We start from the raw sequence: 21,849 nt of genomic DNA, 5'->3' as shown, positions 1-21,849 counted from the left end.
GGCCATGTGACCACCGCGACCATCCCTGTTCGCGATGAGCCCATCATGTTCGGCAGCGCGGCGGAACTCTCCGCCGCGCTGCGCGAGCAGGACTACATCGCCGACACCGACCTTGCCACCGTGGTGCATCTGGCCACCGCGCTGGACCGGCCCCTGCTGCTGGAAGGGCCGGCCGGCGTCGGCAAGACCGAACTGGCCAAGGCGCTCGCCGCGGCCGGTGGGCGGCGGCTGATCCGCCTGCAGTGCTACGAGGGTCTCGACGACAATCGGGTGCTCTACGAATGGGACTACGCCAAGCAACTGCTGCATGTGCAGATGCTGCGTGACCGGATCACGGCTGCCACCAATGGGATCGAGGACATCGACGAGGCGTCGCGCTATCTGGCGGGACGTGACTTCGGGCTGTACTCCGAGGCGTTCCTGTCGGTACGTCCGCTGCTGGACGCGGTGCTGTCCGAGGAACCGGTCGTGCTGCTGATCGACGAGGTCGACCGCACCGAGGAGGCCATGGAGGCCCTGCTGCTGGAGATCCTCGCCGAGCGGCAGGTGACCATCCCTGAAATCGGCACCTTCAAAGCCCGCACGGTGCCGTGGGTGGTGTTGACCTCCAACGACACTCGCGAACTGTCGTCGGCGCTCAAGCGCCGGTGCCTGCACTACCACCTGGGATTCCCGACGCCGCAACGGGAACGGGAGATCGTCGGGGTGCGGGCACCGCACGTCGAACCGTCGGTGGTCGCCGACGTCGTCGAACTGGCCCGCACCCTGCGCGAACTGCCGCTGCGCAAGAGCCCGTCGATCTCGGAGGTGGTGGACGGGGCGCGTGCCGCGGCGCTGCTGGGCACCGAGGCGTCGCATCCGCTGCTGCTCTCGACGCTGGTGAAGTTCACCAGCGACCGCGAGATCGCGTTGCGTCATCTGGGTGGCGGTCTGAGTGACAATCTGAGTGGCGTTGGGGCGCAACCGGTCGAGCCGTCGAAGCCGGCAGAACCGGCCACGGTGGCGTCGCGTCCGGCCAACACGACCACCGCGGTGTTCCGCGGGCGCGGTGGTGGCCGGCGGTGACACCGTCGAAGATCCTCGACCTCGTCGCCGCCGCGTTCGGCGAGTTGTTGCGCCGCGCCGGCGTCGCGACCTCGCCGGCCGAGGTGATCGAGGTGCGGCGCGTGCTCGGACTGCTCGGGGCACGTGACCAGGAGGCGCTGCGGGCCGCGTTACGCGCGACGTGCGCGAAATACGTTCGTGAACAACGTGGTTTCGACCGCGCCTTCGACGCGATGTTCGGCGTCGCGTCGATCGTCACCGAACACGACGTGGCAGACCCGAGCCGTGCCCACACCGGCTCGGGTCTGCCCGACCACCTCGAGATCGACGAGGACCAGGAGATCGGGCGTTACGCCGAGTACAACGAACGCGCGGCCGAGGTCGGCGACCATTTCGACACCCCGGACGCCGACAAGGGGTTCAACCCGCACAAGGACGACGACGACTTCAGCGTGTCTGGCGCCGACAACCAGCTGTCGGTGTCGGCCGAGAGCGACGCGGGCCGTCGCGGCGTGCGCTACACCGTCGAGGTGGACCGCGCCGCGGCGAGCCTGGCCGGCGCCCTCGCCGACTCGGTGGCTCCCGTGGTGGCGGGCGCACTGCACTGGGACGATCCGGAGTCCATCCTGGCCTGGCTCGACGCCTACGACCCGGCCCGCACCTACGGCGACGACGCGGGAGACCAACCGTTGACCGCCGAACAACTCGACCAGCTGACACAGGCCGTCGAGAGCTTCGTCGCGGCACTGGCCGACCGGTGCGGGCTGACCGCCGAACCGGACACCCCGGCCGGCCCCACCGACGCAACGGTGGCCACCGACGTCGACCTCGCCTGCCACGAGGTGCTGCGCCGCATGCGCGGGGCACCGCGGCCCCGGCCCGCCGAGATGCGGGGCCGCCTCGACATGCGTCGCACCACGCGGCACTCTCTGCGCACCGACGGCGTGCCGTTCCGGCTCATCACCCGCACCCCGCGGCCAGATCGGGTGCGCCTGCTGGTCATCGCCGACGTCTCGCTGTCGGTGCGTCCGGTCACCGCGTTCACGCTGCGGCTGGCACAGGCCATGCACCGGCGGGCGCACCGATGCCGGGTGATGGCGTTCGTGGACCGTCCCGTCGACGTCACCGAGATTCTGCTGCAGACCGGTGGGGACGATGCGCTCGCCGCGGTGCTGGCCGAGGCCCAGATCGATCTGGAGGCCAGCAGCGACTACGGGCAGGTATTCGACGAGATGCTGTCCGCGCAGGCCGACGCACTCGATTCGCGCACGGCCGTGCTGATCGTCGGCGACGGTCGCAGCCCGGGCCTGCCGGCTCGCACCGAGAGCCTGCGTGCGCTGCGGCGACGCGTACACCGGCTCGCCTGGATCACCCCGGAACCCACCCGGTACTGGCGGCAGGCCACGTGCGCCATGCCGGACTACGCCGAGGTGTGCGACAAGGTCGTCGTCGCGCGCGATGCCGAGCAGCTCATCGCCCGGGCGGGAGAGCTCGCGCACGCGCTCTCCTGATCTCGGATGTGATCTTGTACCTACCCGATCGGGTAGGTAACGGCCTGCCCACCTGCACATTGGGAGCCACCCGTCGGCGACGTATGGTGGTTTGTTAGGTGGATCACACGACGGGGTGGTGAGGTGATAACGCAGGTGGAGTCCGCGCCGATCGCGGTGCCGAGGGCCATGCCGGATCCGATGCCGACCCGGCTGCTCAAGTTTCACGCCCCCGAAATCGTGTTCGGCATCGATTCGATGGCCGAGGCCGCGCACGCCGCGGTGCGCCTGGGTGGCTTGCGTCCACTGCTGGTCACCGACCCGGGGCTGATCGAGGCCGGATGGGTCGACGAACTGTTGGGGCATCTGCGGGAGCAGTGCGTGACTCCACAGGTCTGGAGCGCCATCACGCCCAACCCGAAGGACCACGAGATCACCGCGGGCCACGAGTTCTACCGGGCCCACGGGTGCGACGTGCTGATCGCGCTGGGTGGCGGATCGGTGATCGACGCCGCGAAAGGTATCGCGATCCTGTCCGCCAACGGCGGTGACATCCTCGACTACGCCGGCGTGGACAAGGCCACCATGCCGATCCCACCGCTCGTGGTGCTGCCGTCGACCTCGGGCACCGGCGCCGACGTCTCGCAGTTCTGCATCGTCACCGACACCACCCGCAACACCAAGATCACCATCCTGGGCCGCGCGCTGGTGCCCGACCTTACCGTCATCGATCCGCGCCTGCTCACCACCATGCCCGAATGGCTCAACGCGGCAACCGGTTTGGATGCGCTGACGCACGGCATCGAAGCGTTCGTGTCGCTGGGGCACAACCAGTTGACCGACCATCACGCGTTGCGCTCGGTGGTGATGGTGACCGAGAACCTGGTCACCACCATCGAACGGCCCAAGGAGATGCCGGCCCGCGTGCTCATGGCCCAGGCCGCGCTGGAGGCGGGCCTGGCGTTCACAAACGCGATCCTCGGTGCGGCGCATGCCATGAGCCATCAGGTCGGGGGCCTGCTCGACCTGCCGCACGGCGTCATCAACGGTGTGCTGCTGCCCCACGTCGTGCGGTTCAACGCCGAGGCCGACCCGGCTCCGTTCGCCACCATCGCGTCGTACCTCGGTATCGCCGACAAGCGCGCACCCGAACTGGAATCGGCTCTGGCCCTTGCGGATCGGTTGCAGGAGCTGGCACGTCGGGTGGGTGTGCCGCGTGGCCTGGCGGATCTGGGTGTGCGCGCCGAGGACGTCCCGGTGCTCGCCCGCAACGCGATGGCCGACGCGTGCATCACCACCAATCCCCGTCCGGTCGACGAGGCCGGTCTGTGCGCGTTGTTCCGGACCGCGCTATGACCGCGGCACCCGGATTCGGGCATCGGGTGGCGGCACCGGATCTGGAACGGCTCACCGGCGTCCGATCCGGAAAGAGCACGTTCTACCCCGAATTCCGTGTCGCTGCTCAGCGCACCGAACGTGTCCTCGCCGCGCTCGAGGCGATCTCACGCGCGCTGGTCCAAACCGTCAACGGCCCACCGAAACTCGTGCGGGCCGTGGCCGAAGCGGCCCGCACCCACCTCGACGCCGAGTGGGTGCTTTTGGCGCTCGCCGACGGTGCCCTGCAGGAGGCCCTGCCGCGTCACCTCATCCTCGATGCCGACGGGCACGCCTATTCGTACGACGGGGTGTCGGGTGCCGAGGTCCCCGACCACCTGCCGGACGCGGTGCTCAACCGTCTCAACGACATTCTGCGGGGGCACCTGGCGCAGTTCCGGTACCCGGTGATCGAACCCCACCACGCGCACGTGCCGATCGAACTCAACGGCGGCGTGATCGGCGCGTTCGCGGCTTGGACCCCGGTGCACCGCACGCTGGACGACACCGACGAGACCGTCATGCGGATCCTGTCGAGCCAGACCGCGGTTGCGTTGCAGAACTGCGCGCTGTTCCAGCGGTCTCAGGCACTTCTGGCGCAGTCCGAGGCACGCAACGCCGAACTGCTGGCCACACAACGGGAACTCGGTGCGGCGCAACGCCATCAGGTACTCGACAACGAGCGCCACCGCATCGCGCGTGAACTGCACGACAGCGTGAGCCAGACCGTACTCTCGGCCGGTATGCAGATCGAGGTGTGCCGCAGCGAGGCCATGGCGCTACCCGGCACGCAGGATCTGGTCGACCGCCTCGACACCGCCAAGACACTCACCCGTTCGGCGAGTGAACAACTGCGGTCGGCGATCTACGCGCTCAACCATCCCGAGGACGCCGGGCGTTCCACGCTGCCCGAACTGCTCGAACAGCTTGCGACCGTGCACATGCCCGAGGATCTGCGGGTGAGCCTGAAAGTCGAAGGCGCCGTGGCCGAACTGCCCAGCGAGGTCGAGCACGCGCTGCTGCGGGTGGCCGGCGAGGCGCTGTTCAACACCGCCATGCACGGCAACGCGACCCGCGCGATCGTGCGGTTGCGCTACCGTCCGACGGCCGTGTCGCTGTCCATCTCCGACGACGGCACCGGGGACCCGGCCAAGCTGCGCATGGCGCTGCGGATGGCCGACGCCACCGACGTCGACGGGCATCACCGCGGGCTGGCCAACATGCTGGCCCGCTGCCGCGAGCACGGCGGTACCTTCGCGGTTCAGCGGTCCCGCATCGGCGGTGTCCGCGTGGTCGCGACCATCCCCAGGACCGAAGGGAACAGACGATGACCGTCACGACGCGCGAGATCAGGCTGGCACTGGTCGACGACCACGCCATCCTGCGGCAGGGCCTGCGCTCGCTGCTGGAACGTGAGGACGATCTGGTGGTGGTCGGGGAGGCGTCCAGCGAGGCAGAGGCCGAGGCCATGGTCGCCGCGGTCGAACCCGACGTGGTGCTGCTGGACCTCAAACTCTCGGCCGGATCGGACTTCGAGGGTCTGTCGTTGTGCGCCAAGCTCTCCGCGGCCCATCCCAACCTCGGCCTGCTGGTGCTCACCACGTTCCTCGATGAGGACCTCGTGGTGCGCGCCGTGCACGCCGGCGCCCGCGGCTGCGTCGTCAAAGATGTCGACACGACCGAACTGGTGCGGGCGATCCGCGCGATCTCCTCCGGTGACAGTGCCTTCGACTCCCGCAGCGCCGCGGCCGTCGTGCGGTCGCTGAGCGGGCGCACCGAACCCCGCGAGCAGCTCACCGACCGCGAGATCGAGGTGCTGCGACTGCTGGCAGCCGGGTTGTCCAACAACAAGATCGGCGAAAAGCTGTTCATCTCCGCGACCACCGCGAAGTTTCACGTCAGCAACATCATGCGCAAGCTCGACGTGAGCCGCCGAGCCGAGGCCGTGTACGCGGCGAGCAAGCGCGGGTTGATCTAGTAACGGTCCAGTACCAGCCAGCCGCCGTGGTGCTCGCCGACCGACGCGGTGACGGGGTGCGTGCGGGTGATCTTCTCGGCGATGCGCTGAAGCGCTTCGGTGTCGAATCTGCGGACGTGCCCGTAGCAGACCTGGGGTTCGTCCTCGAACGGCACCGCGACGATCACGCGGCGCCGTGCCAGGCGCAATGCCTCGGCGAGCACGGCGTCGCCGGCGTCGGGGTCCAGATGCTCCAGCAGGTGCAGCGCGGTCACGGTGTCGGCGACCGCGTCGGGCAGCGGTACCCCCGCGGCGTCGCATGTGACGGTGCGAACCGGCCGGTGCAGCTTCGGGCTCACCCGCGCCAGCAGGTTCATGGTCGGTGCGCTCAGATCGGTTGCCGTGGCGTCGAATCCGTTGCGGCTCAGACGTAGCGGGAAGAACCCGAAGCACGAGCCGAGATCGAGCACGCGTCGCCCGATGATCAGTTCTGTCGCGTGCTGATGGATCGGGGCGAACGCCGCGGTGCCGGATTCCAGCGCGTGCAGCGAGTTCCGGTAGAACCGCAGCCACGCCTGCATGCCACCGTCGACGGTGGAACGCACGACGCCGGTGAACACCGACTCGAAATCCGGTTGGCCGTGCAGAACGCCGGTGGCGCCGAGTTCCTCGGTGAGCAGCACTGCCAGTTCGTCGGACAGTTCGTCAGGGGTCAGATCGTGCTCGACCGTCAACGCGTCGCCTTCGCGGTGCGCGCAGAACCGTGGAGTGCACACCGCGGCGTGCACGCGATGCGGCCCGCGACGCCTCTGCACCCGCACGCCATTGCCGCTCCAGATTCCCTGCGGCGCAGGCGCGAACGGGTCCAGAAGCGCAGGACCGAGAACGGCAACGTCCATGTAGCGGAACGCTATTCGCCGGCAACATGTCAGCGCGCGCCCCGAATGGTCGCAATCGAGTGACGGCCGGGTGGGGTTGGCACTGCCCGTTCGGGTAGGGGAGGGTCTGTGCGTCGAGCGTGCATTCAGGCACATCGAGCGTGCAAAGAGGGCGGGATCTCAGCCGAAATCTCGCCCTCAGTGCACGGTCGAGCCGGGGGACGAACTAGTCGCGGTGCGCTTCCAACAGGAACGCCGGGAACATGATGCGGCCCTTGTCGTCGTAGCCGTGGGGCGGCAGTTCTGGCGCGTCGGGGAAGACGACGGCGTTGGCGTGGATGAACGCGGGCCGGATGTCGTCGACCACCCAGTACTTGCCGACCGTGGTCCGCAGCTCTTCTTCGGTCACCTCGTTGGGCTTGACCTCGAGGTCCGCGGGGAACGCGCCCTTGGCGAACACGAGAACGAAGTAGCGCGCGCCGGGAGCCGAGGCCCGGTGGATGGACTGCAGGTATCCCTCGCGGCCCTCGACGGGCAGGGAGTGGAAAAGCGTCGAGTCGATGACGGTGCTGAACCGGCCGTCGTAACCGGTGAACGACGTGATGTCGCCCTGCACGAAGCTCGCGGTCGCGAGGTTGCGCTCCTGGGCCGCGCGGTTTGCTGCGGCGATCGCCGATGGGCTCAGATCCATGCCGACGACGGTGTAACCGTCGGCAGCCAGCGCCAATGACAGCTCGGCATGACCGCACCCCGCATCGAGCACGTCGCTACGGAATCTCCCGGCCCGGTGCAGCGCCGCCAGCTCGGGCTGCGGCTCGCCGATGTTCCACGGCGGCGGTCCCTGAAATCCCGTATCCCCCCGGTAGGCACCATCCCAGTCCAGCACGTGTGATGTCATGACACCCAACGTACGCGTTTCACCCCCAGGTGTGGACCGGCTCATTGCTGTGCATGCGCTCGACGTACTCGCGCAGCATCCCGGCCAGCGCCTCGGGCCGCGACCTGCCGCTCTCCTGGATTCTCTGGACCGTCGACACCTGCCACGCGGCACCGGTCTGCCCGGTCTTGGCGCGGCCTTCGATCACGCCGAGATAGCGGTCGCAGACCTCGCCCGCCACCCCGCGGCGACGCAGGCCCTCGTGGGCCAGCGGCAGCAGTTGACGCAGGATCAGCTCGTCGGGTGTCACCTCGCCCAGCTCGGGCCAGTACAGCCGCGACTCCATGCCGTGCTGCGCGGCGGCGGTGAAATTGTGCTGCGCGGCAGCGAAACTCATCTTGGTCCAGATGGGCCGGTCCTCTTCGGAGAGGGTGCGCAGCAGCCCATAGTAGAACGCCGCGTTGGCCATCATGTCGATCACGGTGGGGCCGGCCGGCAGCACCCGGTTCTCCACGCGCAGGTGCGGCATCCCGTTCACGACGTCGTAGATGGGCCGGTTCCAGCGGTAGATGGTGCCGTTGTGCAGGCGCAGCTCCGAGAGCTTGGGGGTGCGGCCCGCGGCGAGTTCGGCGGCCGGGTCCTCGTCGGACACCTCGGGCAGCAGGGACGGGAAGTAGCGGACGTTCTCCTCGAACAGGTCGAAGATCGAGGTGATCCAGCGTTCACCGAACCACACCCGAGGGCGCACGCCCTGGGTCTTGAGTTCGTCGGGCCGGGTGTCGGTGGCCTGGGTGAACAACTCGATGCGGGTCTCGGCCCACAGGTGGTGGCCGAAGAAGAACGGCGAGTTGGCGCCCACCGCGAGTTGCGGACCGGCCAGCACCTGCGCGGCGTTCCAGTACTGCGCGAACTCGGCGGGGGACACCTGCTGGTGCAGCTGCATGCTGGTGCATGCCGATTCGGGGGCGATCGAGGCGGCCTGGATACTCAGCCGCTCGGGCCCGGATATGTCGATCACCAGGTCCTCTCCGCGGGCGGTGAAGATCGAGTCGTTGAGCGCCTGGTAGCGGGTCGAGTCGCTCATCCAGCTGCCCGAAAGGTGTTCGGGCATAAGCGTCGGCAGGATCCCGATCATCACGATGTGGGTGCCTTCCGCGGCCGCCTTGGCCTCGGCGGCGTTGAGGCTCGCGCGGACCTCGTCCTCAAGCTCGAGCGCGGAGCGGCCCGGCAGCGGGCGCGGCGGCACGTTCAATTCGATGTTGTAAGCGCCCAATTCGGTCTGGTAGGCCGGATCGGCGATGGACTTGAGCACCTCGTGGTTGCGCAGCGCCGGCTGGTAGTCGCGGTCGACGAGGTTGCACTCGATCTCCATGCCGGTGAGCGGACGCTCGAACTCGAAGCTGGACTGGTTGAGCATGGTCTCGAACACGTCGAGGCACAGCTGCACCTTGCGGCGGTACTCCTGGCGGTGCGCCCGCGTGTACTCGGTGCGTTTGACCTCTTCGCCCACAACGTGATGCAACATCGTCGCTGACGTTTGCGCAACAGAATCGCGAATAAACCCCAATCCGATGGGTAGACGGGGCCAATGGACATCACGTTCGTCGGCAACGCCACCACGCTGATCTCGGCCGGTGACGTCACCCTGCTCACCGACCCGAACTTCCTGCACCAGGGCCAGCACGCCTACCTGGGGTACGGGCTGATGTCCAAGCGGCTGCGGGAACCGGCGTACTCGATCGACGAGCTGCCGCCGCTCGACGCCGTGGTGCTCTCGCACATGCACGGCGACCACTGGGACCGTGTGGCCCAGGCCGGCCTGGACCACACGCTGCCGATCCTCACCACACCGAATGCCGCGAAGCGCCTGTCCCACCGCGGATTTGAGGCGACGGTGCCGATGACGACGTGGCAGACCCACACGATCACCAAGGGCGCCACCACGGTCACGGTGACCTCGCTGCCCGGCAGGCACGCCCCCGCGCCGGTGCACCGCGTGCTGCCGCCCGTGATGGGTTCGATGATCGAGGTCACCGAGGGGGTCGCGGAAGGCGGCGCCACACGAAGGCTCTACATCTCCGGTGACACGCTGTTCGTCGAGGAACTCGACGAGATCCCGGCCCGGTTCACCTCGATCGACGCGGGCATCCTGCACCTCGGCGGCACACGGTTGCCGTTCGGCAGGCACCTGCCGTTCGGGCTGACCGTGACGATGGACGGCAGGCAAGGGGCCGACCTGGCCGAACTGCTCGAACCCGGCAAGGTGATCCCGGTGCACTTCGACGACTACGGCGTGTTCGCGTCGCCGCTGAGCGATTTCCGCGAAGAAATGGCCCGGCGGGGGATGGGTGAGCGCGTGGTCGAGCTGGGAAGAGGAGAGTCGGTCACCGTTTGAACATCGGCGTGGCGGGGAACGCGGCGGGTTGGCCCGGGGCGCGCGAAGTCGGCAGTTCGCGTGTTCCACCGAACGCATAGGAGCTTGAGATGACCGACGTTTCCGCCCAACCGCCCGATCCCGACGACACCCGTGATGTGCTGACCGATCGGCAGGGCCACCCGATCTTCGACAACCAGAACCAGCGGTCCGTCGGCGCCCGCGGCCCGGCGACCATGGAGAACTATCACTTCCTGGAGAAGATGAGCCATTTCGACCGGGAACGCATCCCGGAGCGGGTGGTGCACGCCCGCGGCGCGGTGGCCTTCGGTTACTTCGAGGCCACCGGCAAATGGGGCGACGAACCGATCGAGCGGTACACCCGCGCCAAGCTGTTCAACACCCCGGGTAAGCGCACCGATCTGGCGATCCGGTTGTCGACGGTGATCGGGGGGCGCGACTCGTCGGAGGTGGCGCGTGATCCGCGCGGTTTCGCGGTCAAGTTCTACACCGAGGACGGCAACTGGGACCTGGTGGGCAACAACCTGGCGGTGTTCTTCATCCGCGACGCGATCAAGTTCCCGGACGTCATCCACTCGCTGAAGCCGGATCCGGTCACCCACCACCAGGAACCCGCGCGCATCTTCGACTTCATGTCGCAGACGCCCGAGTGCATGCACATGCTGGTCAACCTGTTCTCGCCGCGCGGCATCCCGGCCAATTACCGGACCATGCAGGGATTCGGCGTCAACACCTACCGCTGGGTCAACGCCGAGGGGCAGACCCATCTGGTCAAGTACCACTGGATGCCCAAGGCGGGCGTCAAGAGCCTCACCGAGGACGATGCGGCGGCGATCCAGGCGACCGAACTCGGCAGTGCCACCAAGGATCTCTACGAAGCCATCGAGCGCGGCGACTACCCGGAATGGGAACTGCTCGTGCAGATCATGAGCGACGACGAGCATCCCGAACTGGACTGGGACCCGCTCGACGACACCAAGGTGTGGCCCGAGAACGACTTCCCGCCCAAGCTGGTCGGCCGGATGGTGTTGAACCGCAACGTCGACAACTTCTTCAACGACAACGAGCAACTGGCGATGGGCACCGGCGTGCTGGTCGACGGGATGGACTTCTCCGAGGACAAGATGCTGATCGGGCGCTCGTTCTCCTACTCGGACACCCAGCGCTACCGGGTGGGCCCCAACTATCTGCAGCTGCCGGTGAACCGGCCCAAGAACGCCAAGGTCGCCACCAATCAGCAGGGTGGGCCCATGCAGTACGGCGTCGACAACAACGGCGCCAACCCGCACGTCAACTACGAGCCGTCGATCACCGGCGGTCTGCGGGAGGCGCAGGCGCCGACGGCCGACGAGTACGGGCCGGAGTTCAGCGGACGCATCACCCGCAAGCGCATCCCACGTACCAACGACTACGAGCAGGCCGGTCAGCGTTATCAGCTGATGGACCAGTGGGAGAAGGACGACCTGGTGAAGAACTTCGTCACCAACATCTCCGAGGCCACCCGCGAGGTGCAGGAACGCATGGTCTGGCACTTCCTGATGTGCGACGACGAACTCGGCCTCCGCGTCGGGGAAGGCCTCGGCATCACGGTCGACGACGTGCGCGACCTGGAACCCCTGAAATCGCAGACCCTTTCGGACGCCGAGGAGAAGCGCAGGCAGAACCTCGGCAAGAACGGTCCGCGCGACGTCACCGGGCTCACGATGACGCACTGTGTGCCGAACGAACGCGTGGTGATGGCCGGGAAGTGATGCCCGCCCCCGGGGCCGCATACTGACGCGGTGGCAGCGGCGCCGGGCCCCGACCCCACCGACGGGGCCGACCAAGGGGGACTCGAACAGGTTTCGCGTGCCGACCGCATCGCGTCACTGACCGGCGTGCGGGCCGTCGCGGCGCTCACGGTGATGGGCACGCACGCGGCCTACGGCACCGGCCTGCTGACGCACGGCTACGTCGGACTGCTCGGTGCGCGTCTGGAGATCGGCGTCGCGATCTTCTTCGTGCTGTCCGGGCTGCTGTTGTTCCGCCCGTGGGTGCGGGCCGTGGCCACCGGTGCGCAGGCGCCGAGCGTGCGACGGTATGCGCGCAGCCGGGTCCGCCGCATCATGCCCGCCTATGTGGTCACGGTGCTGCTGGTGTTCGGCATCTACGAACTGCGCAGCGTCGAACCGAACCCGGGGCACACCTGGACCGGGCTGTGGCGCCACCTGACGCTCACGCAGATCTACCGCGGCGACTACTACACCAGCTATCTGCATCAGGGGCTGACGCAGATGTGGAGCCTCGCGGTCGAGGTGACGTTCTACGCGGCCCTGCCGCTGCTGGCGTACGTGCTGCTGGTGGTGTTGTGCCGCAGGCACTTCCGGCCGTGGCGGCTACTCGGCGGGCTGGCGGTGCTCGGCGCGGTCAGCCCGTTGTGGCTGGTCGCGTCGCACGCCGGGCGGCTGCCGGTGAGCGCAGGCGCGTGGCTGCCGCACTATCTGGTGTGGTTCATCGGCGGCATGATGCTCGCGGTGCTGGCCACCATGGGCGTGCGGTGCCACGCCGCCGCGGTGCTGCCGGTCGCCGTGGCGGGTTACCTGGTGGTGTCGACGCCGATCGCGGGAACGACGACGGCGTTCACGCTGACGCTGGGTGAGGACATCACCAAGACGATGTTCTACGCGGTGATCGCCACGCTGATGGTGGCGCCGCTCGCGCTGGGGTCCACCGGGTTCTACGCGCGCGTGATGGCGAGCAGGCCCATGGTGTGGCTGGGCGAGATCTCCTACGAGATCTTCCTCCTGCACGTGGTGGTGATGGACCTGGTCATGGAGTTCGTGCTGGGCTGGCACGTCTACACCGGGTGGGCGGCCGGGCTGTTCGCGGCGACGCTGGCGGCGACGATCCCGGTGGCGTGGGTGCTGCACCGGCTGACGCGCCCGCGTCGTTAGGCCCGCCGGGCGATCGCGATCTGCGGCGTGGTCAGGCCGCCGCGCAATTCGACCGTGACGCCCGCGTGCGCGGCCAGCGCCCGCAGGGCCGACGGGCTGTAACACCGCAGCGAGCTGATCACGCCGTCGTGCACGAACGGCACCAGCGGCGCGAGCGGCAGCATCGTCGCCAGTCGCAGCAGATGCAGCGGCGCGGGCGGGCGCGGCAGGTCGATGATCAGCAGCGTGCGCGCCACCCGCGTGCCCTCGGCGAACACCGCGGCGGCCTGAGCGGGGGACAGGTGGTGAAACGACAACGCGAACAGCGCCAGATCGAACGAGCCGTCGTCGGCGTCGATGTCGGTGGCGTCCATCGCACGCACCACCGCGCGCGGATGATCACCCAGCTCGCCGTCGGCCATCACGGCCACCGCGGCCGGGTCGACGTCGGTGACGGTCACGTGCGCGGTGGGGTGGTTGGCCAGCAGCCGGCGCGACACGCTGCCGTGGCCCGCGCCGAGCTCGAGAATCCGCGGGTCGGGCACCTCGGCCAGCAGATCCAGCGCGATCGCCGCGAACTTCTCGTGGTTGCCGAACATGTCGCCGGTCCACTCCAGGGCCCGCACGACGCTGCGCTTCACGCGCTGATCGACATCGTCGCGGTCCAGATACTCCAGCCGATCGGTCTGCAGCAGCCGGTCCAGACAGGAGGCGCGCGGCCCGCCGCGCGGCATGGCGGCGATATCGGCTGTGGAGGTGGCCATGTAGGCCATGATGGACCTTCGATACGGCAGGAGCGAGCGACCCGAAAGGGGCACAGTGGCCGATTTCGTCGCAGCGATCGACCAGGGCACCACGAGCACGCGGTGCATGATCTTCGACCATGACGGCGCCGAAGTGGGCCGCCACCAGCTCGAACACGAGCAGATCCTGCCCAGGGCGGGCTGGGTCGAGCACAACCCGGTGGAGATCTGGGAGCGCACCGCATCGGTGGTGATGACCGCACTCAACCGGACGAATCTGCAGGCCTCCGACCTGGCCGCGCTGGGCATCACCAACCAGCGCGAGACGTCGCTGGTGTGGAACCGGCACACCGGCAGGCCCTACTACAACGCGATCGTGTGGCAGGACACCCGCACCGACAGCATCGCCGCGGCACTCGACCGTGACGGCCGCGGTGACGTCATCCGGCGCAAGGCCGGTCTGCCGCCCGCGACGTACTTCTCGGGCGGCAAGATCCAGTGGATCCTGGACAACGTGCCGGGGGTCCGCGAGGACGCCGAGAAGGGCGACGCGATCTTCGGGACCGCCGACAGTTGGCTGGTGTGGAACCTCACCGGCGGTACGCGCGGCGGCGTGCACGTCACCGACGTCACCAACGCCAGCCGCACCATGCTGATGAACCTGGAGACCCTCGACTGGGACGACGAACTGTTGTCGTTCTTCGGGATTCCGCGCCGGATGCTGCCCGAGATCAAGCCGTCGTCGTATCCGGAGTCGTACGGCATCACGCGTGACGACGGTCCGCTGGCCGGGCAGGTGCCGCTGACCGGCATCCTCGGTGACCAGCAGGCCGCGATGGTCGGCCAGGTGTGCCTGGAGGCCGGCGAGGCCAAGAACACCTATGGCACCGGCAATTTCCTGCTGCTCAACACCGGTGAGAAGATCGTGCGCTCGGACAACGGTCTGCTGACCACGGTGTGCTACCAGTTCGGCGACTCGAAACCGGTTTACGCGCTTGAGGGTTCCATCGCGGTGACCGGATCGGCTGTGCAGTGGTTGCGCGACCAGTTGGGCATCATCAGCGGTGCGTCGCAGAGCGAGTCGCTGGCGCGGCAGGTCAGCGACAACGGCGGCGTGTACTTCGTGCCCGCCTTCTCCGGCCTGTTCGCGCCGTACTGGCGCAGCGACGCGCGCGGCGCGATCGTGGGCCTGTCGCGGTTCAACACCAACGCGCACCTGGCGCGTGCGACGCTGGAGTCGATCTGCTATCAGAGCCGCGACGTGGTCGACGCCATGGAGGCGGATTCCGGTGTGCACCTTGAGGTTCTCAAGGTCGACGGTGGGATCACCGCCAACGCGCTGTGCATGCAGATCCAGGCCGACGTGCTCGGCGTCGACGTGGTCAAGCCCGTGGTCGCCGAGACCACCGCGCTCGGTGCGGCGTACGCGGCCGGTCTGGCGGTGGGCTTCTGGGAGAACGCCGACGACTTGCGGGCCAACTGGCAGGAGGACAAGCGCTGGTCGCCGCAGTGGTCGGATGAGCAACGCGAGAAGGGATACGCGGGCTGGCAGAAGGCCGTTCAGCGCACCCTCGACTGGGTCGAGATCGAGTGACCACTACCCCTGTGGGTGGCACTTGGTGAGCAGGACCTTCAGTTCGTCGTAGTACTGCGCGCCCAGCATGGCGTGGGTGCCACGGTCGTCCGACCGCACGGCGTCGGTGATCTGGCCTGCCAGTTCGCCGATGTGCCCGGCGCTTTCGGCCACCTCTCCGCCTGCGGTGACAGCCTGGGCCTGCTCGCGGATCAGCCTCGACCAGTTGTCGAAGTCGCCCTTCGTGGGGCCCTGGTTGGCGTCGAATACCGGCAGGATGAAACCCGAACTGGCCAGGCTGGATTGGATGAGCGGATCGGCCTGGCGGCAACTCTTGCCCTGCACATAGGTGAGCGTCACCGAGCTGGCCACGACCAGGACCGCGAGCACCGCGGCCGACGTCGCGAGCCCCACGATGCGGGGTTCGGCGTCGGGAACCCGCCTGCGCCACATGAAGTGCGCGAGGATCACGGCGGCCGCGGCGAACGTTCCCAGGGCGGCCGCGGTGACGAGGTGTCCGACGCCGGAGGCCGAGTTGGTGGCGCCCGCCGTCGCGACGGTCGCGAGCAGCACCAGCAACCACTGCCAGATCGCGCGCCGGCGCTCGAAGGCGTCCACATCCCGGTATTCGAGGCCGATGACGGCGGCGACTGCGGTCAGGACGCCGACGAACGCCGGCACGATCACGGTGACGAGGCTGTCCACGTGGGCAGCCTACGGGTTGGTCACTCCTCGCCGAGGATCTGGTAGATCTCGCGGCGGGCGTTGTTGACCACGTCGAGGATGCGTTGCTGCTGGTCCTCGGTCGCGGTGTACGCCGACTGGGCGACCGCACCCATCAACTGGGCGATGGCCCCGCGCAGGTTGACCGCGGCCGGGTCCACGTCTTCGGCGATCTGCTCCCACGGCGGGGTCTCGATCGCCTCGGCGGCCGCGCGACCTGCCTCGGTGAGTTCGAACAGCTTCTTGCTGCCCTCGGTCTCGGTGCCGCTGATCAGGCCCTCGTCGACCAGCAGTTGCAGTGTGGGATACACCGAACCGGGGCTGGGGCGCCACAGGTTGTCGGTGCGCTCGCCGATCTCCTGGATCATCTCGTAGCCGTGCATGGGGCGCTCGGCCAACAGTTTCAGGATTGCGGCGCGCACGTCACCGCGACGGCCGCGCCGCCCGCGGCCGTGGCCGCGGCGTCCGCGCGGTCCGCCCGGACCGAACCCGAAACCCGCGCCCGGATCGAAGCCGAACCCGAACCCGCCGAAGCCGCGGCCCGGTCCGCCCATGGGGCCGGGGCCGCCGGGCCCGCCCATCTCGCAGCGCGGGTCGAGGGCCTGCTCGCGGGCCTCGTGGAGATGCGCCCGCATCTGGTCGCGGAACTCGCGACGGGCCGCTCGACGGTGGTGGAGCATGGCGCGACGGCCGGCGGGGCCGAATCCGAAGTCGCCGGTGGGAAATGCGAAGGGGGTGCTCATGAAAGCTCCTTTCGTTGAAACGCCGGATGCGTTTTCCGATAACTCAACGATATATCGGAAACTATCGGCGATGCAACGGTGAGCTATCGATTGGCGTTCATCCGCGCGACCACGTCGCGCGCCCACTGGGCCTGCATGGTGTGCATGCGCAGCCCGTAGTCCAGTGCGGCGTGGCTGAAGACATCGGCCCCCGGCTCATCGGCCCAGTCGATCGCGGCCTCGAGCGTCCGGAGCCGTTCGACCTCGCCGTCCGAGTGGGCCGCGAGCGTCAGCAGGTGCTCGCGGGCCTGTTCGGGTGGCAGTTCACCCAGCAGGAACACCCGCAGCAGTTCGGCGCTGCGCTCGGGCGGATCGTCCTGCGGGTTGGTGATCCAGCGCAGCAGTTCGGCGCGGCCCGCGTCGGTGGCCCGGTACTCCTTGCGGCCGCGCGGGCCGACCGCAGACACCTCGATGAGGCCGGCTGCCGCGAGCTTGTTGAGCTCGCCGTAGAGCTGGCTCTGGGTGGCGGGCCAGACGTTCGCCATCGACTTCTCGAACCGTCTGAGCAGGTCGTATCCGCTACCGGGTTGCTGTACCAACAGGCCGAGTGCGGCCATGCGCAGGCTCATGGACGCATCTTAGCTTCCACTATTGACATGTCACTTATGGAATGTCAGTGTGGGAGGCGTCACGGCCCGCCGTTGAGGAGACCTCATGACCGACACCGACCTCACCAATCTGCCCGGCACCGGCGAGTTCTTCCGGCGGGGCAACTACGCGCCGGTGCCCGACGAACTCACCGAGTACGACCTGCCGGTGACCGGCGCGATCCCGCCCGAACTCGACGGCTGGTATCTGCGCAACGGGCCGAACCCGCGGCAGGCGACCGCGCACTGGTTCACCGGCGACGGCATGATCCACGGCGTCCGCATCGAGAACGGCGCCGCCAAGTGGTACCGCAACCGCTGGGTGCGCACCGACAGCTTCATCGAGAGCTTCCCGCTCTACAACCCCGACGGCAGCCGCAATCTCCGTGCATCCGTGGCCAATACGCACATCGTCAACCACGCGGGCAAGACGCTCGCGCTCGTGGAATCCTCACTGCCGTACGAGATCACGGGCGAACTGGAGACCGTGGGCGCCTACGACTTCGGCGGCAAGCTCGTCGACTCCATGACCGCGCACCCGAAGATCTGCCCCACCACCGGGGAGATGCACTTCTTCGGCTACGGAAGCCTCTTCAAGCCGTATGTGACCTACCACCGCGCCGACGCCGACGGCGAGCTCACCGTCAACCGGCCCGTGGATGTCAAGGCGCACACCATGATGCACGACTTCGCCATGACCTCCGGGCACGTGATCTTCATGGACCTGCCGGTGGTGTTCGACCTCGACATCGCGCTCAAGGGCACGGGTGACATGCCCTACCGGTGGAGCGACACCTACGGCGCGCGGTTCGGGCTGTTGCGCCGCGACGATCCGTTCGGCGAGATCCGCTGGTTCGACATCGACCCGTGCTACATCTTCCATGTCGTCAACGCCTATGAGCACGGCAACACCGTTGTGGTACAGGCGGTCCGGTACCCCGAGCTGTGGCGTGACAACGGAAGCTTCGACGCGCAGGCCGTGCTGTGGAGCTGGACGATCGACCTGCAGACCGGGGCCGTCACCGAACGCCAACTCGACGACCTCGCCGTCGAATTCCCCCGCATCGACGACCGGTTGGCGGGTCTGCACGCCCGCTACTCGGTCGCCGTCGGGGACCACGGCTGGGTGCGCTACGACATGACCACCGGCGACGCGCAGCGCCACGACCTCGGGACCGGCGGACCGGGCGAGGCCGTGTTCGTCCCCGGTGCCGGCCCGGCCGACGAGTCGAACGGCTGGTACCTGGGCTACGTCTACGACCCCGAGCGCGACGGCAGCGACCTGGTGATCCTGGACGCCTCCGATTTCGGCGGAAAGCCCGTCGCCAGAATCGAACTGCCGCGGCGGGTGCCATACGGCTTCCACGGCAACTGGATCAGCGCCTGAACGCCACACCCACCACCGCGGCGGCGGCCAGCACCAGCATCGCGGCGATCACCGCGGTCGGGGCGATACCCGAATCGAACGCCGCACGGGCCGAATCGAGAAGCTGCGTGGCGGTGGCGGCTGGCAGATCCGCTGCCACCGCGGCCGCACCGCCGATGCTCTCGGCCGCCGCACCGGTCTGCTCGGGCGTCAGGCCCGCGGGCACGTCGACGTTGCTGCGGTAGAACGCCGTGAAGATCGTGCCCAGCGTCGCTGTGCCCACCACGGCGCCCAGCTCGTAGGCCGTCTCGGAAACCGCGGACGCCGCACCGGATTTCGCGGCGGGAACCGACGCCACGATGGTGTCGTTGGACACGGTCTGCGAGACGCCGACGCCGAGCTCGAGCACCACGAACGACGCGATGATCGCGGCCACCGTGAGGTTGTGGCGGAACAACAGGATCATCAGGAACCCGACCGCCACGAACACCAGGCCCGTGACCATCAGGGTGTCGGGTGCGAAGCGTTTGGCGGCCTTCACCACGGCCAGGCCGGCGATCATCGACACCACGGCACCCGGCAGCGTCACCAGGCCGGCGGTGAGCGGGGACAGGCCCAGCACCAACTGAAGGTGCTGCGAGATGAAGAAGATGAACCCGATCAGGCCGATGATCGACAGGAAGTTCGCCAGGATCGACGACGTGAACGGCATGACCTTGAACAGGCCGATATCGAGCATCGGTGTGGCACTGCGGTTCTGCCGTCGCACGAACAACGCACCCGAGACGATGCCCACGGCGAACGCGGCCGCGGCCGCCGACGACAGACCGTCGTGCGCCGCGGTTTTGACCGCCCACACGATGGGCAGCATGGTCGTGAACGACAGCACGATGCTCACGGGATCGAACGGGCCCGGATTGGGATCACGCGATTCGGGCACCAGACGCGGGCCGAGGACCAGCAGCGGCAACAGGATCGGCACCGCCACCAGGAACACTGCGCCCCAGTGGAAATGCTCCAGCAGCGCGCCGCCGACGATCGGGCCCAGCGCGGAACCCGCGGTGAAACACGACGCCCAGATCGCGATGGCCAACCGCCGCGCCGACGCGTCGGTGAAGATGTTGCGGATCAACGACAGCGTCGAAGGCATCAGCATCGCGCCGAACACACCGAGAAGTGCGCGCGCTCCCACCAGCAACTCGGCGCTCGGGGCGAAGGCCGCCAGCGCCGAGACCACCGCGAACCCGGCCCCGCCGATGAGCAGCAGCCTGCGGCGGCCCAGTCGGTCGCCGAGGCTGCCCATGGCGACCAGCAGCGCGGCCAGCACCAGTGAGTACACGTCGACGATCCACAGCTGCGTGGTGGCCGACGGGCGGAAGTCCTCGGCGATCAGCGGCAACGCGAACGCCAGCACGGTGTTGTCGATCGCGATGAGCAGCACCGGAAGTGCGAGGACGGCCAGCGCCACCCAGGCGCGCGTGGGCGTCCTGGTCGTCGACGGCGTGCCCTCGATGCAGGTGGACATGAGAAGAGCTCCTGTACGGAAAAAAGGGGTGTGAAAAAGGGTTTGGGTGCGTCGCGGCGGAGTGACGCCGATCAGGTGCGCGGCAGGGTGATGATGCCCGAGGTCAGGCTGGTCATGATGGCGTCGACGATCTGGTGACGCGGCATGCCGTCCTTGGCTGCCTCATAACCGGCCTGCATCAGTGCCCAGAACACCCGTCGCGCCCACCCTGGGGGATATTCGGGCCTCTCGGTCGACGCGCGGTTGAGCACCTCGACGATGGCCTCGTCCCCGATGTCGAAGTAGGCCGCGAGTTCAGGATCGGCCAGGATCGAGGGCTCGTAGTAGACGAACAGCACGATCGGGCCCAGGTCGAGCTGGCTCTCGACGACCCGGCGCAGCGCGGCGTCGACAGGACCGCTGGTCGGGTCGGCGCGCTCGATCGCGGCGTTGCTCAGGTCGTGGACGTGGCGGGCCAGCGCGCGCAGCAGGTCGGTGCGCTCCGGGTAGTAGCGGTGCACCGTGCTGCGTCCGACCCCGGCGGCCGCGGCGATGTCGCCGAGTGCGGCGGTGGGGTGATCGGCCAGGACCAGCATGGCGGCATCAAGGATCGCGCGACGTGTGCGTTCACGCGCGCCGCTCTCGATGCTCGGGCTGGTCATGTATCAAAATATAGCACCGGCGATTCAAAATGAGACAGTGATGTCCCACTCACCCGGGCGGGGCGAAACCCCCAGCGGAGGGTTGCTGAGGCGGTGAATGAGCCGGCACCGCCGGAGGCGGTGAATAGGCGGGCACCGGCGGTTGCGGCGGGTAGCCGGCCGCGGGATATCCCGGCGGGCTCCACGGCGGCGTCGTCGGCGGAGATGGCGGAGGAGGCGGCGTCGGCATCAGCCGCGCCAGTTCGCGGCGGTGCCGCTCGGCGAGCACGGCCGCCAGCACGTACTGCGGCGGCGCGCCCGGCGGGGGCGGTGGGGAGATCCGCGACGCCACCTCGCCGAGGATGCGCTGGCCCATCATGTCGCGGATGCGGGGGTCGAGATGCTGCGCACGGTTCAGGTACTGCCGCGCGAGTTCGGCTTGCTCGGGTCCCAGCCCGGACAACTGCAACGACGACGCCCACCACGCCAGGGCGGGCGGCATGGCCGGCGGCGGTTGCATGCGTGGCCCACGCTCGCTGATCACGACCGTCCCGGCGAAGATGTCGCCGATACGTTTGCCTTTCGACGACAGCAGACTGCAGATCACCGCGGGGCCACCGGTCAGCATCCAGATCTCGATGAAGCCCGAGATACCGCGAAACAGCGCCTGACGGAAGCGTTCCGGGCTGCCGTCCTCGGACACCACCCGCAACCCCAGCGCCATCTTGCCCAGGGACCGGCCGCGCGTGGCGGTCTCCATGATCACCGGATAGCCGACGATGGCCAGCACCGTGAAGATGATCAGGATCGCCGCGGACAACGCCTCGTCCAACTGGGTCAGCGTGATCGACCACAGCAGCACACCGACCACGTAGAAGATGAAGATCGCGAAGATGTCGATGAGGATCGCCAGTACACGAACGGGTAGCTGCGCGATCGACACGTCCAGGACCACGGCGTCCCCGGTCACCACCGGCTCGGGCTGGGAGACCATAACGCCCCA

20 protein-coding genes are annotated in these 21,849 nt (G+C 68.3%); 10 read left to right on the top strand and 10 right to left on the bottom strand.

Annotated elements, in window-relative coordinates; all coding sequences use genetic code 11:
• The first annotated feature begins 6 nt into the window (after positions 1–6).
• From AT701_RS30505 to mnoR, 5 genes are all read left to right on the top strand, one after another.
• Positions 7–1,065 (top strand): MadB family AAA-type ATPase, encoded by a 1,059-nt coding sequence (locus AT701_RS30505; RefSeq protein ID WP_058127186.1) that lies wholly within the window; start codon positions 7–9, stop codon positions 1,063–1,065.
• A complete protein-coding gene (gene madC / locus AT701_RS30500) occupies positions 1,062–2,555 on the top strand; it encodes a MadC family VWA domain-containing protein (RefSeq protein WP_058127185.1) in 1,494 nt (497 codons plus the stop codon). The genes AT701_RS30505 and madC overlap by 4 nt, the downstream gene beginning before the upstream one ends.
• A gap of 168 nt (positions 2,556–2,723) precedes the next feature.
• Positions 2,724–3,890, top strand: coding sequence for an iron-containing alcohol dehydrogenase (locus AT701_RS30495; protein ID WP_014878598.1), 1,167 nt, complete (start codon positions 2,724–2,726; stop codon positions 3,888–3,890).
• Complete coding sequence (mnoS, locus tag AT701_RS30490) at positions 3,887–5,239, top strand: two-component system sensor histidine kinase MnoS (RefSeq protein WP_058127184.1); 1,353 nt, start codon at positions 3,887–3,889, stop codon at positions 5,237–5,239. Before AT701_RS30495 ends, mnoS begins: the two co-directional genes overlap by 4 nt.
• A complete protein-coding gene (gene mnoR, locus AT701_RS30485; RefSeq protein WP_058127183.1) occupies positions 5,236–5,886 on the top strand; it encodes a two-component system response regulator MnoR in 651 nt (216 codons plus the stop codon). The genes mnoS and mnoR overlap by 4 nt, the downstream gene beginning before the upstream one ends.
• Here mnoR and mftM read toward each other — a convergent pair.
• From mftM to AT701_RS30470, 3 genes are all read right to left on the bottom strand, one after another.
• Positions 5,883–6,764: a mycofactocin oligosaccharide methyltransferase MftM gene (gene mftM / locus AT701_RS30480; protein ID WP_058127182.1), complete on the bottom strand. Its 882-nt coding sequence runs from the start codon at positions 6,762–6,764 to the stop codon at positions 5,883–5,885. The two genes, mnoR and mftM, sit on opposite strands and share 4 nt — an antisense overlap.
• Positions 6,765–6,969: 205 nt before the next feature.
• Complete coding sequence (locus AT701_RS30475; RefSeq protein ID WP_029104596.1) at positions 6,970–7,641, bottom strand: class I SAM-dependent methyltransferase; 672 nt, start codon at positions 7,639–7,641, stop codon at positions 6,970–6,972.
• A gap of 19 nt (positions 7,642–7,660) precedes the next feature.
• Positions 7,661–9,130, bottom strand: a complete 1,470-nt coding sequence (locus tag AT701_RS30470; RefSeq protein ID WP_003897654.1) for a glutamate-cysteine ligase family protein — start codon at positions 9,128–9,130, stop codon at positions 7,661–7,663.
• Positions 9,131–9,208: 78 nt separating this feature from the next.
• Between AT701_RS30470 and AT701_RS30465 the strand changes: the two genes are divergently transcribed.
• The 3 genes from AT701_RS30465 to AT701_RS30455 all read left to right on the top strand — a co-directional run bounded on the left by AT701_RS30465 (position 9,209) and on the right by AT701_RS30455 (position 12,948).
• Positions 9,209–10,015: an MBL fold metallo-hydrolase gene (locus tag AT701_RS30465; RefSeq protein ID WP_058127181.1), complete on the top strand. Its 807-nt coding sequence runs from the start codon at positions 9,209–9,211 to the stop codon at positions 10,013–10,015.
• An 89-nt stretch (positions 10,016–10,104) separates the two neighbouring features.
• Positions 10,105–11,766, top strand: coding sequence for a catalase (locus AT701_RS30460; RefSeq protein ID WP_003897652.1), 1,662 nt, complete (start codon positions 10,105–10,107; stop codon positions 11,764–11,766).
• 30 nt (positions 11,767–11,796) lie between these two features.
• Positions 11,797–12,948, top strand: a complete 1,152-nt coding sequence (locus AT701_RS30455; RefSeq protein WP_011731141.1) for an acyltransferase family protein — start codon at positions 11,797–11,799, stop codon at positions 12,946–12,948.
• Here AT701_RS30455 and AT701_RS30450 read toward each other — a convergent pair.
• On the bottom strand, positions 12,945–13,700 hold the full coding sequence (locus AT701_RS30450) for a class I SAM-dependent methyltransferase (protein WP_058127180.1): 756 nt from the start codon (positions 13,698–13,700) through the stop codon (positions 12,945–12,947). The genes AT701_RS30455 and AT701_RS30450 overlap by 4 nt on opposite strands.
• A gap of 46 nt (positions 13,701–13,746) precedes the next feature.
• On the opposite strand from AT701_RS30450, the gene glpK reads away from it, so the two are divergent.
• Positions 13,747–15,264 (top strand): glycerol kinase GlpK, encoded by a 1,518-nt coding sequence (glpK, locus tag AT701_RS30445; protein WP_003897649.1) that lies wholly within the window; start codon positions 13,747–13,749, stop codon positions 15,262–15,264.
• A gap of 3 nt (positions 15,265–15,267) precedes the next feature.
• Here the strand turns inward: glpK and AT701_RS30440 are convergent, their stop codons facing one another.
• The 3 genes from AT701_RS30440 to AT701_RS30430 form a co-directional block, all read right to left on the bottom strand.
• The gene (locus AT701_RS30440) at positions 15,268–15,948 is read right to left on the bottom strand and encodes a hypothetical protein (RefSeq protein ID WP_058127179.1); all 681 of its coding nucleotides are present in this window, start codon (positions 15,946–15,948) and stop codon (positions 15,268–15,270) included.
• Between the two features lie 20 nt (positions 15,949–15,968).
• Complete coding sequence (locus AT701_RS30435) at positions 15,969–16,709, bottom strand: PadR family transcriptional regulator (RefSeq protein ID WP_058127178.1); 741 nt, start codon at positions 16,707–16,709, stop codon at positions 15,969–15,971.
• Between the two features lie 83 nt (positions 16,710–16,792).
• On the bottom strand, positions 16,793–17,317 hold the full coding sequence (locus AT701_RS30430) for a PadR family transcriptional regulator (RefSeq protein WP_058127177.1): 525 nt from the start codon (positions 17,315–17,317) through the stop codon (positions 16,793–16,795).
• Between the two features lie 85 nt (positions 17,318–17,402).
• Between AT701_RS30430 and AT701_RS30425 the strand changes: the two genes are divergently transcribed.
• Complete coding sequence (locus tag AT701_RS30425) at positions 17,403–18,722, top strand: carotenoid oxygenase family protein (RefSeq protein ID WP_058127176.1); 1,320 nt, start codon at positions 17,403–17,405, stop codon at positions 18,720–18,722.
• Here AT701_RS30425 and lfrA read toward each other — a convergent pair.
• The 3 genes from lfrA to AT701_RS30410 form a co-directional block, all read right to left on the bottom strand.
• A complete protein-coding gene (lfrA, locus tag AT701_RS30420) occupies positions 18,712–20,226 on the bottom strand; it encodes an efflux MFS transporter LfrA (protein WP_058127175.1) in 1,515 nt (504 codons plus the stop codon). The two genes, AT701_RS30425 and lfrA, sit on opposite strands and share 11 nt — an antisense overlap.
• Positions 20,227–20,297: 71 nt before the next feature.
• Positions 20,298–20,867: a TetR/AcrR family transcriptional regulator gene (locus AT701_RS30415; RefSeq protein WP_003897643.1), complete on the bottom strand. Its 570-nt coding sequence runs from the start codon at positions 20,865–20,867 to the stop codon at positions 20,298–20,300.
• Positions 20,868–20,916: 49 nt separating this feature from the next.
• Complete coding sequence (locus AT701_RS30410) at positions 20,917–21,840, bottom strand: RDD family protein (protein WP_036453987.1); 924 nt, start codon at positions 21,838–21,840, stop codon at positions 20,917–20,919.
• Positions 21,841–21,849: the final 9 nt, after the last annotated feature.

The sequence above is a fragment of the Mycolicibacterium smegmatis genome (genome assembly GCF_001457595.1).
Classification (GTDB): Bacteria; Actinomycetota; Actinomycetes; order Mycobacteriales; family Mycobacteriaceae; genus Mycobacterium; species Mycobacterium smegmatis.
Note: the sequence above shows the minus strand (reverse complement) of the source record. Positions and strands in the feature narration are given on the sequence as shown.

What these genes read in the sequence shown, in the direction of transcription:
- AT701_RS30495 (WP_014878598.1), top strand. Translation starts at nt 2,724, where the DNA reads ATGCCGGATCCGATGCCGACCCGGCTGCTCAAGTTTCACGCCCCCGAA.
- mnoS (WP_058127184.1), top strand. Translation starts at nt 3,887, where the DNA reads ATGACCGCGGCACCCGGATTCGGGCATCGGGTGGCGGCACCGGATCTG.
- mnoR (WP_058127183.1), top strand. Translation starts at nt 5,236, where the DNA reads ATGACCGTCACGACGCGCGAGATCAGGCTGGCACTGGTCGACGACCAC.
- mftM (WP_058127182.1), bottom strand. Translation starts at nt 6,764, where the DNA reads ATGGACGTTGCCGTTCTCGGTCCTGCGCTTCTGGACCCGTTCGCGCCT.
- AT701_RS30475 (WP_029104596.1), bottom strand. Translation starts at nt 7,641, where the DNA reads ATGACATCACACGTGCTGGACTGGGATGGTGCCTACCGGGGGGATACG.
- AT701_RS30465 (WP_058127181.1), top strand. Translation starts at nt 9,209, where the DNA reads ATGGACATCACGTTCGTCGGCAACGCCACCACGCTGATCTCGGCCGGT.
- AT701_RS30460 (WP_003897652.1), top strand. Translation starts at nt 10,105, where the DNA reads ATGACCGACGTTTCCGCCCAACCGCCCGATCCCGACGACACCCGTGAT.
- AT701_RS30450 (WP_058127180.1), bottom strand. Translation starts at nt 13,700, where the DNA reads ATGGCCTACATGGCCACCTCCACAGCCGATATCGCCGCCATGCCGCGC.
- AT701_RS30435 (WP_058127178.1), bottom strand. Translation starts at nt 16,709, where the DNA reads ATGAGCACCCCCTTCGCATTTCCCACCGGCGACTTCGGATTCGGCCCC.
- AT701_RS30430 (WP_058127177.1), bottom strand. Translation starts at nt 17,317, where the DNA reads ATGAGCCTGCGCATGGCCGCACTCGGCCTGTTGGTACAGCAACCCGGT.
- AT701_RS30425 (WP_058127176.1), top strand. Translation starts at nt 17,403, where the DNA reads ATGACCGACACCGACCTCACCAATCTGCCCGGCACCGGCGAGTTCTTC.
- lfrA (WP_058127175.1), bottom strand. Translation starts at nt 20,226, where the DNA reads ATGTCCACCTGCATCGAGGGCACGCCGTCGACGACCAGGACGCCCACG.
- AT701_RS30415 (WP_003897643.1), bottom strand. Translation starts at nt 20,867, where the DNA reads ATGACCAGCCCGAGCATCGAGAGCGGCGCGCGTGAACGCACACGTCGC.
- AT701_RS30410 (WP_036453987.1), bottom strand. Translation starts at nt 21,840, where the DNA reads ATGGTCTCCCAGCCCGAGCCGGTGGTGACCGGGGACGCCGTGGTCCTG.